This is a genomic window from Klebsiella sp. 54, assembly GCF_018223875.1.
Taxonomy (GTDB): Bacteria; Pseudomonadota; Gammaproteobacteria; order Enterobacterales; family Enterobacteriaceae; genus Klebsiella; species Klebsiella quasipneumoniae.
Window position 1 is genome coordinate 246,110 of the sequence record NZ_JAGRRA010000001.1, and the last position, 15,113, is coordinate 261,222.

Genomic DNA, 15,113 nt, shown 5'->3' on the forward strand with positions numbered 1-15,113 from the left:
TCTGGTGGAACCTGATGCCCGAACCCGTCGCCGAACCGGCGCTCAATGGACTGCGCCTCAATCTGCGGATTGTCTCCGTCGTCATTTTTAACTTTGCCAGCTATCTCACCATCGGCTTGCCGCTGGCGGTGCTTCCCGGCTATGTGCATGATGTAATGGGCTTTAGCGCTTTCTGGGCCGGCCTGGTGATTAGTCTGCAATATTTCGCCACGCTGCTCAGCCGCCCGCACGCCGGGCGCTATGCTGACCTGCTGGGGCCCAAAAAGATCGTTGTCTTCGGCCTCTGCGGCTGCTTTTTAAGCGGCCTGAGCTACCTGCTTGCCGCCTGGAGCAGCGGCTGGCCGCTGGTTAGCCTGCTGCTGCTATGCCTCGGGCGGGTCATTCTCGGCATCGGCCAGAGCTTTGCCGGCACCGGCTCGACGCTGTGGGGCGTCGGCGTTGTTGGGTCGCTGCATATCGGGCGGGTGATCTCATGGAACGGCATTGTGACCTACGGGGCGATGGCGATGGGCGCCCCGCTCGGCGTGCTGTGCTATTCGTACATTGGCCTCAGCGGCCTGGCTGGGGTCATTATGGCGGTTGCGCTGGCGGCTATCCTCTGCGCGCTGCCCCGCGCAGCGGTGAAGGCGGCGAAAGGCAAAGCGATGTCGTTTCGCGCGGTGCTCGGGCGGGTGTGGCCCTACGGAATGGCGCTGGCCCTGGCCTCCGCCGGTTTCGGGGTTATCGCCACCTTTATCACGCTGTTTTATGAGGCCAAAGGCTGGGACGGGGCGGCCTTCGCCCTGACGCTGTTCAGCTGCGCGTTCGTTGGCGCGCGGCTGCTGTTTCCCAACGCCATTAACCGCTTCGGCGGGCTGAACGTGGCGATGCTCTGCTTTAGCGTGGAGATCATCGGCCTGCTGCTGGTCGGCTTTGCTGATACGCCGCTGCTGGCGAAAATCGGCACCTTGCTTACCGGGGCCGGGTTCTCGTTGGTCTTTCCGGCGCTGGGCGTGGTGGCGGTGAAAGCGGTGCCGCAGCACAACCAGGGGTCGGCGCTGGCCACCTATACCGTGTTTATGGATTTGTCGTTAGGCGTCACCGGGCCGCTGGCCGGCTTGCTGATGGCGTGGACCGGGATCCCGGTGATATATCTGGCGGCGGCAGGTCTGGTGATGGCGGCGCTGCTGCTGGGCTGGCGGTTAAAAAAACGGCCCCCGGGTGGCGAACCGGAGGCCGTCGCACCAGGCCAGTAATTACTGGATGGTGAGGGTGCTGATGATGCTTTCCGCTTCGGTCTGCGCCTGCTGCTGGTTGTCCGCCGGCAGGGTGACCTGCAGGGTCAGCAGTTTGTCATCCACTTTGCCGAGCAGTACGGAAGACCACGCGGTCTGCCCCTTGGCGGAGATGATGCTGTCCAGCTGCTGCAGGGTATGACCTTTGATCTCCAGCGACTTATTGCTCACCACCTGCAGCTGCGGGTCGCGGCTACGCTGCTGATCTTCCAGGCGTTTCGCCAGCACCGCCAGGTCTTCATTGGTGCTGTCGCCGACGATGACGATGACTGCTTTCTGGCCGGTGGCGTCAGAATAGACGTGCATGTTGTTCGCCTGAGTACCCAGTTTGCCGCTCTGGTCGGCCATGCCCGCAGGCAGGGTGAAGCTCAGCTTGCCATCCAGCAGGCTGATTGCCTGGCCGCTGGCATTGCTCTCCGCTGCTGCCCCAACGGTTGGCGCTTTTGAATCGCTGTTATCGCAGGCGGCAAGCCCCATCACCAGCAGGCCAATACCGACATATTTAACCAAATTGCGCATTGACATCTTCCTTTCGATAAACGGCCACTAATGGCTCATCCGGCTATCTTAACACATCAGTCCGCGAGTACCTTTAACTCGGCTGCAATGCCGACAAATCAGATTTATCCGCCAGCCTTTTCAACAGCATATTTAACAGAACGCCGTACATCGGCAGGAAGAAAATGATGCTGATAAGCACTTTAAAGCTGTAGTCGACGAGGGCGATCTCCCCCCAGTGAGCGGCCATAAACGGATCCGGGCTGCGCCAGAAGGCGATGAAGAAGAACGCTACGGTATCGCTGATGTTGCCGAACAGCGTCGAGGCGGTGGGGGCCAGCCACCAGTGACGACTCTGCCGCAGGCGGTTGAAGACGTGGACGTCAAGGATCTGCCCCAGCGCATAGGCCATAAAGCTGGCGATGGCGATGCGCGCGACGAAGAGATTAAAGGTGCCCAGCGCGGCGAAGCCCTGCCACTCGCCCATGTAAAACAGGGCGGAGATGGCGTAGGAGATGACCAGCGCCGGGACCATCACCGCAAAAATAATGCGTCGCGCCAGCGGTGCGCCAAAAATTCGCACCGTCAGATCGGTGGCGAGGAAGATAAACGGAAAACTGAACGCGCCCCAGGTGGTATGGAAACCAAAGATGGAGATCGGCAGCTGAACCAGATAGTTGCTGGAGGTAATCACCAGCAGATGAAATAGCGAAAGCCAGACGAGCGCTTTTTTGCGCTGTACGGTAGTAAACGGATTCATATTGTGACCTTTTTATGCCCGTCATGCTTCAGGTAAATGAGCAATCGGCAGCGGAACGTTGGGGTGAGGGAACCCAATTAAAAACGGCTGCATGATACTGCGTTGCCGGCGTAATGCAATGGTTGTTTTTCGCGCAAACGTTAACCTGGCTTGCGTACTGGCGAGCAGGGGGTAAACTAGGGCCGTTTTGTTGACGTGAGACTAAAATGAGCGAACTTTTCTCCACTCCTGACCACACTCTGGATGCCCTGGGACTCCGCTGCCCGGAGCCGGTCATGATGGTGCGTAAAACCGTGCGGACGATGCCGGTGGGCGAGACGCTGCTGATTATTGCTGACGATCCGGCCACCACCCGCGATATCCCGGGATTCTGCCGCTTTATGGAGCATGAGCTGGTGGCCCAGGAAACCGAAGCCCTGCCGTACCGCTACCTGATCCGCAAAAGCCACTGAGCCTCTCCCGGATGGCGGCGCGCAGCGCCTTATCCGGGCTACCCGACGGTCCGGAACCGTAGCCCTGCTAAGCGTAGCGCGAGCAGGGAATACCCCGGATGGCGGCGCGTAGCGCCTTATCCGGGCTACCCGACGGTCTGGAACCGTAGCCCTGCTAAGCGTAGCGCGAGCAGGGAAGCCGGTATCTATGCTACAACTTCTTACGCAATAACCGCAGCGCGTTAGCCGTTACCAGCACGGTGGCGCCGGTATCCGCCAGCACCGCCAGCCACAGACCGGTCAGGCCGAGCAGGGTGGTGACAAGGAAAATCCCCTTCAGCCCTAAGGCAATCGCGATGTTCTGGCGGATATTGGCGTGAGTCGCCCGCGCCAGGGAAATCATCTGCGCCAGGCCGGTCAGACGGTTGTGGGTCAGCGCGGCGTCGGCAGTCTCCAGCGCCACGTCGGTACCGCTGCCCATGGCGATGCCGATGGTCGCCGCTTTCATCGCCGGGGCGTCGTTGATGCCGTCGCCGACCATCGCCAGCGGCGCATCGGCATTCAACGCCATCACCGCTTCGACTTTGTCCGCCGGCAGCAGGCCGGCGCGGAATTCCAGCCCCAGTTCGCTGGCGATGGCCGCCGCGGCGCGCGGGTTATCCCCGGTGAGGATCACCCCCTGCACCCCCAACTGGTGTAAGGCATCCACTGCCTGACGCGCGTCGTCGCGCAGGGTGTCGCGCAGCGCCAGGATGCCGAGAAGCGTCTCGCCGCGCATGACCAGCACCACCGTTTGACCGGCGCTCTCCAGCTGCTGGATCTGCGCCTCATGCTCTGCCGGGGCGGCTTTGCTGGCCGCGCAGATCACGATACGGCTGCCGTTGACCTCGGCTTCGATACCGGAACCTGCCAGCGCCCGCTGGCCGCTGGCCAGCGGAATGCTCAGCTGGCGCCGCTGCGCTTCGCGGAAGATGGCCTGCGCCAACGGATGGCTGGAGCCTTGCTCCACCGCCGCCGCCAGCGCCAGCAGCGCGTTGTCGTCATTCTCAGCGGTGGTGATGACCGAGGTCACCTGCGGCTGCCCGACGGTCAGGGTGCCGGTTTTATCGAACGCCACCTGGCGCACCTGGCCCAGCTGTTCCAGCGCCGCGCCGCCTTTGATCAGCGCCCCGCGTCGGGCGGCGACCGCCAGGCCGGAGGTGATGGCCGCCGGGGTGGAGATGACCAGCGCGCACGGGCAGCCGATCAACAGCAGCGTTAAGCCTTTATAGATCCATGGCAGCCAGGCGCTGGCGAAGAACAGCGGCGGGACAATGGCCACCAACAGGGCCACCACCATAATGGCCGGAGTGTAGATCCGGCTGAAGCGGTCGATAAAACGCTCGATCGGCGCCCGACGTTCCTCCGCCTCTTCAATCAGCTTCAGGATGCGGTCGATGGCGCTGTCGCCCGGTTCGGAGATCACGGTCAGCTTCACCAGGCGGTCGACGCTGGTGGCGCCCGCCGCTACCCGTTCTCCGGCCTGGCGCTCCACCGGCACCGACTCGCCGGTCAGGGCGCTTTCATCAAAGCTGGCAAACGGCGACAGCAGTTGTCCATCCGCCGGCAGACGCCCGCCGGCAGCCACTTCAATCACATCTCCGGGGCGCAGATCGCGCTGGGCGACGGTTTCCCGCACGCCGTTGCGCAGACGGATGGCGGTGTCGGGCTTCAGCGCCATCAGCGCGCTCACGCCCTGCCGCGCGCGGCTGGCGGCCCAGCCTTCGAGACGCTCGCCGATCAGGAACAGTAGCAGGACCATCGCCGCCTCTGCGGTGGCGCCGATAAACAGCGCTCCGATGGCGGCGACGCTCATCAGCGTTTCAATGGCGAACCAGCTCCCGCTTTTGATCAGGCGCAGCGCCTGGCGGGCAACCGGCCACAGGCCGACCAGGGTGGTGGCAACAAAGGCTAACTGACCGGCAGGGTGGTTGACCTGCTCCAGCCCCCAGCTCAGGGCCATCATAATGACCAGCGTCAGCAACGGTAAATTGTCGCGCAGCTGCGAGCCCTGCGTTTTCTCTGACGCGGGGGCATCGGCATCGCGCAGCGTATAACCTGCCTGACGTACCGCCTGCTCAACCTGAGCGCGAACGTCGCCTTCGGCGTTAACCAATAATTTTTCCGTGGCGAACAGCACCTGAACCTGACTGACGCCGGGCACCTGACGAACCGCCGTTTCCACCTTGCGGGCGCAGGCGGCGCAGTCCATGCCGGCAACCTGCCAGCTGTAGCGGGCGTCGCTAAGCGCTTCGGCGGCTGGTGCGGTCTCTGCGGCGCAGGCGTGGTCTGTGCAGCAGCTCTCCGCCGGGGCGGGCGCTGGCCGCATGGTGAATGACGAGAATTGTGGGACTTTTTTATCCTGCGCGTCTGGAGTCGACATGGCACCCTCCGGTAAATGATAATTTTCTCATTAGCCGTAGGATACACTCTGGAGTCGACTCCAGAGTCAAGGACTAAATTACAGGTACAGCGCGCGCACGATGAGGAAGTGGCCGGCAAAGTAAAACGCGGCGGCAATGGCGTTATCGGCGCGGAAACGGCGACGATAGTGACTTACCAGCCACACGGCATTGCTCAGCAGCAGCAGAGCGGCGCCGGCGAAACCGGACAGCGCGGTGTCGGTAGGGCGGGCAAACCATAGCTCACCGGCCAGCCAGACCATCACCAGCGTCATGCCGATAAAGGTCAGCACCGGCATTTTCATCTCTTCCAGGCGGCTCCAGATCACCGCCATCAGCAGGGCGCCGAATACCAGCAGCACCAGCGGCAGCGGCCAGAAGAACGACAGCGTCAGCTGGCTGGCAAACCAGATGGTATACAGCAGATGCGACAGGAAGAAGGCGCCCACCGCGTACATCACCCGCTGGCGCGGCAGCAGGGTGAGGGCGTCGCCGAGCAGCGAGGCGCACAGGCCAGCCAGCACCAGGTAGCTGATGGCATTGAACATCGGCGCCTGCCAGGCCAGCAACAGCAACAGAATCAGGGTGACAGGTTTAAATACCCAGCGTCGCCAGGCTGGCCCGCGATAGGATGCATCGACATAAAGCCATGCGGAGAAACAGACAGCAATAAATGACCAAAGCATAGTAAGTCCCTGTATCTGTTATCATAAAGAAAGTTACGGATGCGTGAAGCTACCACTCAGTGTAGTGGTTTGGCGCAGCAGATGACAATGTTATTCCAGTCGCAGTATGCTGATTCCTGATATTTTTTATGGGTAACCTTAATGAGTAAAATGCCGCTCTTTTTTGTTCTGGTCGTCGCGGTGATTGTGGTGGCGGCTTCGTTTCGCTATGTGCAGCAGCGCCGCGAAAAACTGGCGAACGACGCCGCGCCGGTGTTGCAAAAGCGGGTGATCGTCAGCAATAAGCGGGAAAAAGTGATTAACGATCGGCGTTCGCGGCAGCAGACGGTGACGCCTGCGGGCAGCGAGATGCGCTATGAAGCGAGCTTTCGCCCTGAGAACGGCGGGCTGGAGGTGGTGTTTCGCCTTGACGCGCCGCAGTATCATGCGCTGAGCGTCGGCGATCGCGGGATGTTGCGTTATAAGGGCACAGCGTTCGTGGCGTTTACGCCCGATCCCTGAGCCCTTGTCAGGACTATTTCTTCAGCGTCGCCTTCAGTTTTTTCTGCCAGGCGACGAGCTCAAACACGCCGAAGATAAAAATGCGGATTTGCTCAAAGCGGCCCAGCGGCGGGGCATCTTTCGGCTGCGTCGCCTTGAGCAGCGTCAGCTGCAGACCATGCATCAGGATCATAAAAATCAGCGCGACGTTGACGAAGATATTCAGCGGCTTCGGGAAGGGCTGAAACAGATTCAATAACAGAAAGGCCCAGACGCACAGCATCAGCAGGCGGCCTAAATTAATCAGCATGGTTCTCTCCTTGGGCCTCACGTTGGTAAAGACGGTACGCGACCTGTCCGGCCACTTTTTCACGATACAGATGCCAGTTTGCCGGTACCGGCGGTAAACCGTTTTCGACTTCGCTTTCGACGTACACCAGGGCCTCATCGGCCAGCCAGCCCTGCGTTTCCAGCAGGCGCAGCGTCTCCTCCAGCAGCCCCTGACGGAACGGTGGGTCGACGAATACGATCTCATGCGGCGTGCCCGGTTGGCTCAGGAAGCTGAGGGTGTTGGTCGCGATCACCTTGCCGCGATCCGCTTTCAGGGTGGCCAGGTTTTTTTGCAACTGCTGAGCGACGCCGCGCTCCATCTCCAGTAGCGTAGTGCTGGCCGCATAGCGGGACAGCGCCTCAAGCCCCAGCGCGCCGCTGCCGGCAAAGCAGTCGAGGCAGTGCGCGTCAACGATGGACGGCGCCAGCCAGTTAAAAAGGGTTTCGCGAACCCGGTCGGTGGTCGGCCGCAGGCCCGGGCTCTCCGGCACCGGTAATTTACGGCCGCGCCATTGCCCGCCGATGATGCGGATCTGACCGCTGCCCGCGTGGTTTGGTTTTTTCATCTCTCTGCTCAAGTCTCAACTTCCGGCCTGCTATTCTAGCGATCGACGGCGGTTGACGAAACCTTAATCCGGGGGCGGTGCTGCGAGTTAAGTTAAGTGATAGACTATCCAACTAATTTCATCATTTTTTCAGCTTCTGATGAAGCTGCGCCATGAATAAACAGCGAGGAGTGTGGTCGCAAATGGCAAAAGAGAAAAAACGTGGCTTCTTTTCCTGGCTGGGCTTTGGACAGAAAGAACAGGCACAGGAAACCGAGACTGAACAAAAAGTAGAAGAACAACAAGCGGTTGCCGATGAGACGCCGGCGGCGGCAACCCCTGCCGAGCCGAGCGCGCCGAAAGCGGACCCGGAGGCGTTTGCCGAAGAGGTCGTCGACGTCACCGAGACGGTGGTCGAAAACGAAAAGGCCCACCTTGCGGAGCCTGCCAGCGCGCAGGAAGAAGAGTGGGTGGAAGCGCCTGCTCTGACCGAAGAAGCGCCTGTTGTTGAACCGGAGCCCGCGGTCAGCGAACCGGTTGAACAGCCTGCGGTGGTTGAGTCGCTGGCGGAAGAGGTTATCGCCGAACCGGTGGCGGCGGAGGTCGTGGCTGAGCAGCCTGTAGAGGATGCTGTTGCCCAGCCGCAGGAGACGGAAGCGCCGGAAGAGGACGCGCCGTTAAGCGATGAAGAGCTGGAAGCGCAGGCGCTGGCGGCCGAGGCGGCAGAAGAGGCGGCGGTGGTGGTGCCGGCGCCAGAAGACGAGGCGCCGGTGGAAGAACTGGCCCAGGAGCAGGAAAAACCGACGAAAGAAGGCTTTTTTGCCCGCCTAAAACGTAGTCTTCTGAAAACAAAAGAAAATCTCGGTTCCGGATTTATCAGCCTGTTCCGCGGTAAGAAGATCGACGACGATCTGTTTGAAGAGCTGGAAGAGCAGCTGCTGATCGCTGATGTCGGGGTGGAGACCACCCGCAAGATCATTACTAACCTCACTGAGGGCGCCAGCCGTAAGCAGCTGCGCGATGCGGAGGCGCTGTACGGCCTGCTGAAAGAAGAGATGGGTGAGATTCTCGCCAAAGTGGATGCGCCGCTGAACGTTGAAGGCAAAACGCCATTTGTTATTCTGATGGTCGGCGTGAACGGGGTGGGGAAAACCACCACCATCGGCAAGCTGGCGCGTCAGTTTGAGCAGCAGGGCAAAACGGTGATGCTGGCGGCGGGGGATACCTTCCGTGCGGCGGCGGTAGAACAGTTGCAGGTCTGGGGGCAGCGTAACAATATCCCGGTGATCGCCCAGCACACCGGCGCCGATTCCGCTTCGGTGATTTTCGACGCCATTCAGGCGGCGAAGGCGCGCCATGTTGATGTGCTGATTGCCGATACCGCCGGGCGTCTGCAGAATAAATCGCACCTGATGGAAGAGCTGAAGAAGATCGTCCGGGTGATGAAAAAGCTGGACGTCGACGCGCCGCATGAGGTGATGTTAACCATCGACGCCAGCACCGGGCAGAATGCGATTAGCCAGGCCAAACTGTTCCATGAGGCGGTAGGTTTGACCGGGATCACCCTGACCAAGCTGGATGGCACCGCCAAAGGCGGCGTGATCTTCTCGGTGGCCGACCAGTTCGGCATTCCGATTCGCTATATTGGCGTCGGCGAGCGTATTGAGGATCTGCGTCCGTTTAATGCGGGCGACTTTATTGAGGCACTTTTTGCCCGAGAGGATTAAGAATGATTCGCTTTGAACAAGTCAGCAAAGCCTATCTCGGTGGGAGACAAGCGCTGCAGGGGGTGAACTTCCACCTGCAGCCGGGCGAGATGGCGTTTCTGACCGGCCACTCCGGCGCAGGGAAAAGTACCCTGCTGAAGCTTATCTGTGGTATCGAACGGCCCAGCGCCGGCAAAATCTTCTTCAGCGGTCATGAAATCAGCCGCCTGAAGAGCCGTGAGGTGCCGTTCCTGCGCCGCCAGATCGGCATGATTTTCCAGGACCACCATTTGCTGATGGATCGCACCGTGTATGACAACGTGGCGATCCCGCTGATTATCGCCGGCGCCAGCGGCGATGACATTCGTCGCCGCGTCTCGGCGGCGCTGGACAAGGTCGGGCTGCTGGACAAAGCGAAGAACTTTCCGATTCAGCTCTCCGGCGGCGAGCAGCAGCGCGTGGGGATCGCTCGCGCGGTGGTCAACAAGCCGGCGGTACTGCTGGCGGATGAACCGACCGGTAACCTCGACGAGGCGCTCTCGGAGGGGATTTTACGTCTGTTTGAAGAGTTTAACCGCGTCGGGGTGACGGTACTGATGGCCACGCACGATCTGGGGCTTATCTCCAGCCGTCCGTACCGCGTGCTGACGCTCAGCGACGGCCATCTGCATGGAGGCATTCGGGGTGAATAAGCGCGACGCAATGAACCAAATCCGCCAGTTCGGCAGCAAGTTCGATCGCCTGCGCAACGCGGCGGGCGGCGGCGGCGGCGGGCGCAATGCGCCAAAACGGCCGAAAGCGGCGCCTAACCCGGCCTCGCGTAAGAGCAACGTGTTCAACGAGCAGGTGCGCTACGCCTGGCACGGCGCGCTCCAGGATTTAAAAAGCACACCGCTGGCCACCTTCCTGACGGTGATGGTTATCGCCATCTCGTTGACCCTGCCAAGCGTCTGCTACATGGTCTACAAAAACGTCAGCAGCGCGGCGTCACAGTACTATCCCTCGCCGCAGATCACCGTGTATCTGGAAAAAACGCTGGATGACGACGCCGCGGCGCGGGTGGTAGGTCAGCTGCAGGCGGAGCAGGGCGTCGACAAGGTGAACTATTTGTCACGTGACGAGGCATTGGGTGAATTCCGTAACTGGTCCGGCTTTGGCGGCGCCCTGGATATGCTGGAAGAGAACCCGCTGCCGGCGGTCGCCATCGTGGTGCCGAAGCTGGATTTCCAGAGCACGGAAGCGCTGAACACCCTGCGCGATCGGGTATCGCGGATCCAGGGGGTCGATGAGGTGCGGATGGACGACAGCTGGTTTGCCCGCCTCTCCTCGCTCACCGGGCTGGTGGGCCGCGTGTCGGCGATGATTGGCGTGCTGATGGTGGCGGCGGTGTTCCTGGTGATCGGCAACAGCGTGCGCCTGAGCATCTTCGCCCGCCGCGATACCATTAACGTGCAGAAACTGATCGGCGCTACCGACGGCTTTATCCTGCGTCCGTTCCTCTACGGCGGGGCGATGCTGGGCTTCTCCGGCGCGTTTTTATCGCTGATCCTGTCGGAGATTCTGGTGATGCGTCTCTCGTCGGCAGTGACCGAAGTGGCGAAGGTGTTCGGCACCCAGTTTGAGCTAAGCGGCTTAGGCTTTGACGAGTGTCTGCTGATGCTGATCGTCTGCTCGATGATCGGCTGGGTAGCCGCCTGGCTGGCGACAGTGCAACATTTACGTCACTTTACTCCCGATTAAAAAAAGCGTGATATAATCTTTCCCTGCTGCAATGAGTTCCTGTTCGCAGGGAAAGATACGCAAGCTTGTTCTCCTTTTCCTGCCCTCACTTTTTCATCGTGGTGTCACATTTTGTGCGTAATTTATTCACACCGTTGCATGGAACTTGTGGATAAAATCACTGTCTGATACTAATGTGAGTGATATTCTCGTTGCTCATGAATGCTGGCATGCTTGTTGCCTGATGGGGACAAGACCACGTCAGAAGATATCAATTGAGAGGATTTGAATGACCAAAGAAATGCAAACTTTAGCTTTAGCCCCCGTTGGTAACCTGGAATCGTATATCCGGGCCGCTAACACTTGGCCGATGCTGTCGGCTGATGAAGAGCGGGAGCTTGCTGAAAAGCTGCATTACCAGGGCGATCTGGAAGCAGCGAAAAAGCTGATTCTGTCTCACCTGCGCTTTGTTGTTCACATTGCTCGTAACTACTCGGGCTATGGCCTGCCGCAGGCGGATCTGATCCAGGAAGGCAATATCGGCCTGATGAAAGCCGTGCGTCGCTTCAACCCGGAAGTGGGTGTGCGCCTGGTCTCCTTCGCCGTGCACTGGATTAAAGCCGAAATTCACGAATACGTGCTGCGCAACTGGCGTATCGTGAAGGTCGCTACCACCAAAGCACAGCGTAAGCTGTTCTTTAACCTGCGTAAAACCAAACAGCGTCTGGGTTGGTTCAACCAGGATGAAGTGGAAATGGTAGCCCGTGAGCTGGGCGTGTCGAGCAAAGACGTCCGCGAGATGGAATCCCGCATGGCGGCCCAGGACATGACGTTCGACATGTCGTCGGACGATGAATCCGACAGCCAGCCGATGGCGCCGGTCCTGTATCTGCAGGACAAAACGTCAAACTTTGCCGACGGCATCGAAGACGATAACTGGGAAGAGCAGGCGGCGAATAAGCTGACTGACGCGATGCAGGGCCTGGACGAGCGTAGCCAGGATATCATCCGCGCCCGCTGGCTGGACGAAGACAACAAGTCCACGCTGCAGGAGCTGGCTGACCGCTACGGCGTCTCCGCAGAGCGCGTGCGTCAGCTGGAAAAGAACGCCATGAAAAAACTGCGTGCAGCGATCGAAGCCTGATACGCCACGCCTGCCTGATACCTGATATCAGGCTCCCCGATAACGCCCCGCCTCAGGTTGGGGCGTTTTGTTTTTCTGCGCCATCCATGGGCCGCAGCACCTCTGGACAGTGCGTCCGCAGGCAGCCGATCAGCACGCTGAACGCCGGCGCCATCTGCTCCTCGGGCTGGCTGGCAAATCCCATCAATAATCCTTTCTTACGCGCCGCCGTCAGGTAGTAGCGCGAGAGCGGCCGCACCAGAATGTGGCGCGCATTGGCCTCGCGGGCGATCGCCACATCGTCAGCCTCTTCCGGTAAATTGAGGATCAAATGCAGCCCGGCATTATCGCTGAAGTCCGACAGGGCGTCGGGCATACAGTGCCGCTGAATCAGCTCGGTTAAAAAGGCGCGGCGACGGCTGTAGAGCAGGCGCATGCGGCGGATATGGGCCGAGTAGTGACCAGCGGTAATAAACTCCGCCAGCGCCATCTGGATCAGCGAATGGCCGCCGCGGTAAAGCTCGGCGTGGGCGTGCTTCAGATCGCTGACCAGCGGACGGGGGATCACCACATAGCCCAGACGCAGGCCGGGATAGAGCGTTTTACTGAAGGTGCCGATATAGACCACCGGCGCGTCGGCCACCAGCCCCTGCAGGGCGGGGATGGGCTGGCCGGAAAAGCGAAACTCGCTGTCATAATCATCTTCGACGATCCAGCTCCCCTGCTGGCGGGCGAGCGCCAGCAGCCGCTGACGACGTTCAAGGCTCATCACTGCGCCCAGCGGATACTGGTGAGAGGGGGTGACAAAGATGAGCCGCGGCGCATCGTCAACCGTTTCCGGCGGACACAGGCCGTTGGCATCGACGGTCAGGGGCTCCGCCCGGACGTCGTTCATCGCCAGCAGGTGGCGAATGCCCCAGTAGGAAGGCTCCTCCACCCACGCCAGATCGCCGCTGTCGCACAGCATGCGGGTGACCAGATCGATAGCCTGGTGGATCCCCTCGGTGATAAGAATTTGATCTGCCTGACAGTGGACGCCGCGCGATACCCGCAGATAATCCACCAGCGCCTGCTGCAGCTCCGGGGTACCGCCGTTGCAGCTGTAGCTGAGCCGCTCGGGCTTTGGCCGACGGCTGATGCGCGCCTGGATCTTGCTGAACAGCGGATGGGGAAAGGCGTTAACGTCCGGTACGCCGGGAATAAACGCTCCCCACTGGCGCGGGCTGGCGCTGACCTGGCCGAGCAGGTGCTGGCCGCGGCGTGAAAGATGCGCCGTCGATGTCGCGATGCTGCTGTTTTCCCGCTCACCCTTAGCGGTCAAGGAACTTTCAGAGGCGGTTTGGGCAACGAATGTTCCGCTTCCCCGACGGGAAACCACATATCCTTCCGCCAGTAATTGTTCATAAGTTGTTAATATGGTGTTTCTTGATACGCCGAGTTCTCCCGCCAGGTCCCGCGACGGCGGCAGGCGGCTTTGCGGCGCCAGCGAACCGTCAAGGATCGCGCGGCGAAGCGCGTTGTATAAGCGTTTGTGCAGAAGAGGGTCGCGCTCTTCCTGCAGACGGACCAGCACCAGGTCACCCACTAGCGAACGCAATTGGATCCCTCAGATATTCAAAATTGGTACTCGATTATAGGGCCAACTCCTGTGTAAATAAACGACATCGTTTCTAATTTGTTGCGATAACGTGACATACACGACAGGAGATTCGCAGGTGAAAAGCTCAGAACTGAATCAACGTCGCCAGCAGGCGACGCCGCGCGGCGTAGGCGTAATGTGTAACTACTTTGTCGAGAAGGCGGAGAACGCCACGCTGTGGGATATCGAAGGCAATGAGGTGATCGATTTCGCCGCCGGGATCGCCGTGTTAAATACCGGTCACCGTCATCCGAAGGTGGTTGCCGCGGTCGCTGACCAGCTGCAGGCGTTCACCCACACCGCCTATCAGATTGTGCCGTACGAAAGCTATGTCACGCTGGCGGAACGTATCAACGATCTGGCGCCGATTGACGGGCCGGCAAAAACGGCCTTCTTCACCACCGGCGCGGAAGCGGTCGAGAACGCGGTGAAAATTGCCCGCGCTTACACCGGTCGTCCGGGGCTGATAACTTTCGGCGGCGGTTTCCACGGCCGTACCTTTATGACCATGGCCCTCACCGGTAAGGTCGCACCCTACAAAATCGGCTTCGGGCCGTTCCCGGGCTCGGTGTATCACGGTGTCTACCCGAATGCGGCGCATGGCGTGACCACCGCGGATGCGCTGAAAAGCCTGGAGCGCATTTTCAAAGCGGATATTGCGCCGGATCAGGTCGCGGCCATCATCCTCGAGCCGATCCAGGGGGAAGGCGGCTTTAACGTCGCGCCGGCCGATTTCATGCAGGCGCTGCGCGACCTGTGCGATACCCACGGCATTCTGCTGATCGCCGATGAAGTGCAAACCGGTTTCGCTCGTACCGGCAAGCTGTTCGCCATGCAGCATTATGATGTGAAACCGGATCTGATGACGATGGCGAAAAGCCTCGCCGGCGGTTTCCCGCTGTCGGGCGTCGTTGGTCGCGCCGAGGTAATGGATGCCCCAGCGCCAGGCGGACTGGGCGGGACCTATGCCGGTAACCCGCTGGCGGTGGCCGCGGCGCACGCGGTGCTGGATGTGATTGCCGAAGAGCAGCTGTGCCAGCGCGCTGAGCAGCTGGGTAGCCATCTGCAGGAAGTGCTCAACCAGGCGCGCGCCACCTGTCCGGCGATTGTCGATGTCCGCGGCCGGGGGTCGATGGTGGCAGTGGAGTTTAACGATCCGCAAACTGGCGAGCCGTCGCCGGAGTTCACCCGCCAGGTGCAACAGAAAGCGCAGGAGAACGGCCTGCTGCTGCTGAGCTGCGGCGTCTACGGCAACGTGATCCGCTTCCTCTATCCGCTGACGATTCCGGACGCCCAGTTCTCGAAAGCGCTGGATATTCTGGCGCGCGTACTGAAGAGCTAACGTCTCCCCGGCGGGCTGCGGCGGCAGGGAAGCCGAACAGAAACAGGAAGCCGCAGCCGGCTGTTTATGCTCAGCGTGAGTGGTTTATCACCCTGATATCACCTTTTTTCCGGCGGTGAAAACCGCCGGAGTAAAACGG

15 protein-coding genes are annotated in these 15,113 nt (G+C 60.4%); 8 read left to right on the top strand and 7 right to left on the bottom strand.

Annotated elements, in window-relative coordinates; translation table 11 throughout:
- The first annotated feature begins 14 nt into the window (after nt 1-14).
- The gene (locus KHQ24_RS01095) at nt 15-1,235 is read left to right on the top strand and encodes an MFS transporter (protein ID WP_049004445.1); all 1,221 of its coding nucleotides are present in this window, start codon (nt 15-17) and stop codon (nt 1,233-1,235) included.
- Here KHQ24_RS01095 and KHQ24_RS01100 read toward each other — a convergent pair whose 3' ends face one another.
- Nucleotides 1,236-1,793, bottom strand: a complete 558-nt coding sequence (locus KHQ24_RS01100) for a DcrB family lipoprotein (RefSeq protein ID WP_017899984.1) — start codon at nt 1,791-1,793, stop codon at nt 1,236-1,238.
- A gap of 73 nt (nt 1,794-1,866) precedes the next feature.
- Nucleotides 1,867-2,532 carry a 7-cyano-7-deazaguanine/7-aminomethyl-7-deazaguanine transporter gene (locus KHQ24_RS01105; protein ID WP_004202088.1) on the bottom strand — a complete coding sequence of 222 codons (666 nt, stop codon included), beginning with the start codon at nt 2,530-2,532 and terminating at the stop codon, nt 1,867-1,869.
- Between the two features lie 206 nt (nt 2,533-2,738).
- Here KHQ24_RS01105 and tusA point away from each other — a divergent pair, with 206 nt between their 5' ends.
- On the top strand, nt 2,739-2,984 hold the full coding sequence (tusA, locus tag KHQ24_RS01110; RefSeq protein WP_002920858.1) for a sulfurtransferase TusA: 246 nt from the start codon (nt 2,739-2,741) through the stop codon (nt 2,982-2,984).
- Between the two features lie 190 nt (nt 2,985-3,174).
- Here tusA and zntA read toward each other — a convergent pair whose 3' ends face one another.
- Entirely contained in the window at nt 3,175-5,385 is a 2,211-nt protein-coding gene (gene zntA, locus KHQ24_RS01115) for a Zn(II)/Cd(II)/Pb(II) translocating P-type ATPase ZntA (RefSeq protein WP_211777093.1), read from the bottom strand.
- A gap of 78 nt (nt 5,386-5,463) precedes the next feature.
- A complete protein-coding gene (locus KHQ24_RS01120) occupies nt 5,464-6,090 on the bottom strand; it encodes a lysoplasmalogenase (RefSeq protein ID WP_004202090.1) in 627 nt (208 codons plus the stop codon).
- Nucleotides 6,091-6,240: 150 nt separating this feature from the next.
- Between KHQ24_RS01120 and KHQ24_RS01125 the strand changes: the two genes are divergently transcribed.
- Nucleotides 6,241-6,591 (top strand): DUF2500 domain-containing protein, encoded by a 351-nt coding sequence (locus tag KHQ24_RS01125; protein WP_074194550.1) that lies wholly within the window; start codon nt 6,241-6,243, stop codon nt 6,589-6,591.
- Between the two features lie 13 nt (nt 6,592-6,604).
- Here KHQ24_RS01125 and KHQ24_RS01130 read toward each other — a convergent pair whose 3' ends face one another.
- Together KHQ24_RS01130 and rsmD are read right to left on the bottom strand one after the other, a co-directional pair.
- Complete coding sequence (locus KHQ24_RS01130; RefSeq protein ID WP_004202092.1) at nt 6,605-6,880, bottom strand: DUF1145 family protein; 276 nt, start codon at nt 6,878-6,880, stop codon at nt 6,605-6,607.
- Entirely contained in the window at nt 6,870-7,466 is a 597-nt protein-coding gene (rsmD, locus tag KHQ24_RS01135; RefSeq protein WP_004202093.1) for a 16S rRNA (guanine(966)-N(2))-methyltransferase, read from the bottom strand. Before rsmD ends, KHQ24_RS01130 begins: the two co-directional genes overlap by 11 nt.
- Before the next feature lie 182 nt (nt 7,467-7,648).
- Between rsmD and ftsY the strand changes: the two genes are divergently transcribed.
- The 4 genes from ftsY (at nt 7,649) to rpoH (ending at nt 12,014) form a co-directional block, all read left to right on the top strand.
- Nucleotides 7,649-9,172 (top strand): signal recognition particle-docking protein FtsY, encoded by a 1,524-nt coding sequence (gene ftsY / locus KHQ24_RS01140; RefSeq protein ID WP_062914635.1) that lies wholly within the window; start codon nt 7,649-7,651, stop codon nt 9,170-9,172.
- A 2-nt stretch (nt 9,173-9,174) separates the two neighbouring features.
- Nucleotides 9,175-9,843 carry a cell division ATP-binding protein FtsE gene (gene ftsE, locus KHQ24_RS01145; protein ID WP_004202097.1) on the top strand — a complete coding sequence of 223 codons (669 nt, stop codon included), beginning with the start codon at nt 9,175-9,177 and terminating at the stop codon, nt 9,841-9,843.
- Entirely contained in the window at nt 9,836-10,891 is a 1,056-nt protein-coding gene (gene ftsX, locus KHQ24_RS01150) for a permease-like cell division protein FtsX (protein ID WP_002920816.1), read from the top strand. The genes ftsE and ftsX overlap by 8 nt, the downstream gene beginning before the upstream one ends.
- A 268-nt stretch (nt 10,892-11,159) precedes the next feature.
- Nucleotides 11,160-12,014 carry an RNA polymerase sigma factor RpoH gene (gene rpoH / locus KHQ24_RS01155; protein WP_002920815.1) on the top strand — a complete coding sequence of 285 codons (855 nt, stop codon included), beginning with the start codon at nt 11,160-11,162 and terminating at the stop codon, nt 12,012-12,014.
- 52 nt (nt 12,015-12,066) lie between these two features.
- Here the strand turns inward: rpoH and KHQ24_RS01160 are convergent, their stop codons facing one another.
- Nucleotides 12,067-13,590, bottom strand: a complete 1,524-nt coding sequence (locus KHQ24_RS01160; protein ID WP_004202101.1) for a PLP-dependent aminotransferase family protein — start codon at nt 13,588-13,590, stop codon at nt 12,067-12,069.
- Nucleotides 13,591-13,708: 118 nt separating this feature from the next.
- Between KHQ24_RS01160 and KHQ24_RS01165 the strand changes: the two genes are divergently transcribed.
- Complete coding sequence (locus KHQ24_RS01165) at nt 13,709-14,974, top strand: 4-aminobutyrate--2-oxoglutarate transaminase (protein WP_004202103.1); 1,266 nt, start codon at nt 13,709-13,711, stop codon at nt 14,972-14,974.
- The last annotated feature ends 139 nt before the right edge of the window (nt 14,975-15,113 follow it).

Coding starts and splice junctions, on each gene's coding strand:
- KHQ24_RS01095 (WP_049004445.1), top strand. CDS start 15: ATGCCCGAACCCGTCGCCGAACCGGCGCTCAATGGACTGCGCCTCAAT.
- KHQ24_RS01100 (WP_017899984.1), bottom strand. CDS start 1,793: ATGCGCAATTTGGTTAAATATGTCGGTATTGGCCTGCTGGTGATGGGG.
- KHQ24_RS01105 (WP_004202088.1), bottom strand. CDS start 2,532: ATGAATCCGTTTACTACCGTACAGCGCAAAAAAGCGCTCGTCTGGCTT.
- tusA (WP_002920858.1), top strand. CDS start 2,739: ATGAGCGAACTTTTCTCCACTCCTGACCACACTCTGGATGCCCTGGGA.
- zntA (WP_211777093.1), bottom strand. CDS start 5,385: ATGTCGACTCCAGACGCGCAGGATAAAAAAGTCCCACAATTCTCGTCA.
- KHQ24_RS01120 (WP_004202090.1), bottom strand. CDS start 6,090: ATGCTTTGGTCATTTATTGCTGTCTGTTTCTCCGCATGGCTTTATGTC.
- KHQ24_RS01125 (WP_074194550.1), top strand. CDS start 6,241: ATGCCGCTCTTTTTTGTTCTGGTCGTCGCGGTGATTGTGGTGGCGGCT.
- KHQ24_RS01130 (WP_004202092.1), bottom strand. CDS start 6,880: ATGCTGATTAATTTAGGCCGCCTGCTGATGCTGTGCGTCTGGGCCTTT.
- rsmD (WP_004202093.1), bottom strand. CDS start 7,466: ATGAAAAAACCAAACCACGCGGGCAGCGGTCAGATCCGCATCATCGGC.
- ftsY (WP_062914635.1), top strand. CDS start 7,649: ATGGCAAAAGAGAAAAAACGTGGCTTCTTTTCCTGGCTGGGCTTTGGA.
- ftsE (WP_004202097.1), top strand. CDS start 9,175: ATGATTCGCTTTGAACAAGTCAGCAAAGCCTATCTCGGTGGGAGACAA.
- rpoH (WP_002920815.1), top strand. CDS start 11,160: ATGACCAAAGAAATGCAAACTTTAGCTTTAGCCCCCGTTGGTAACCTG.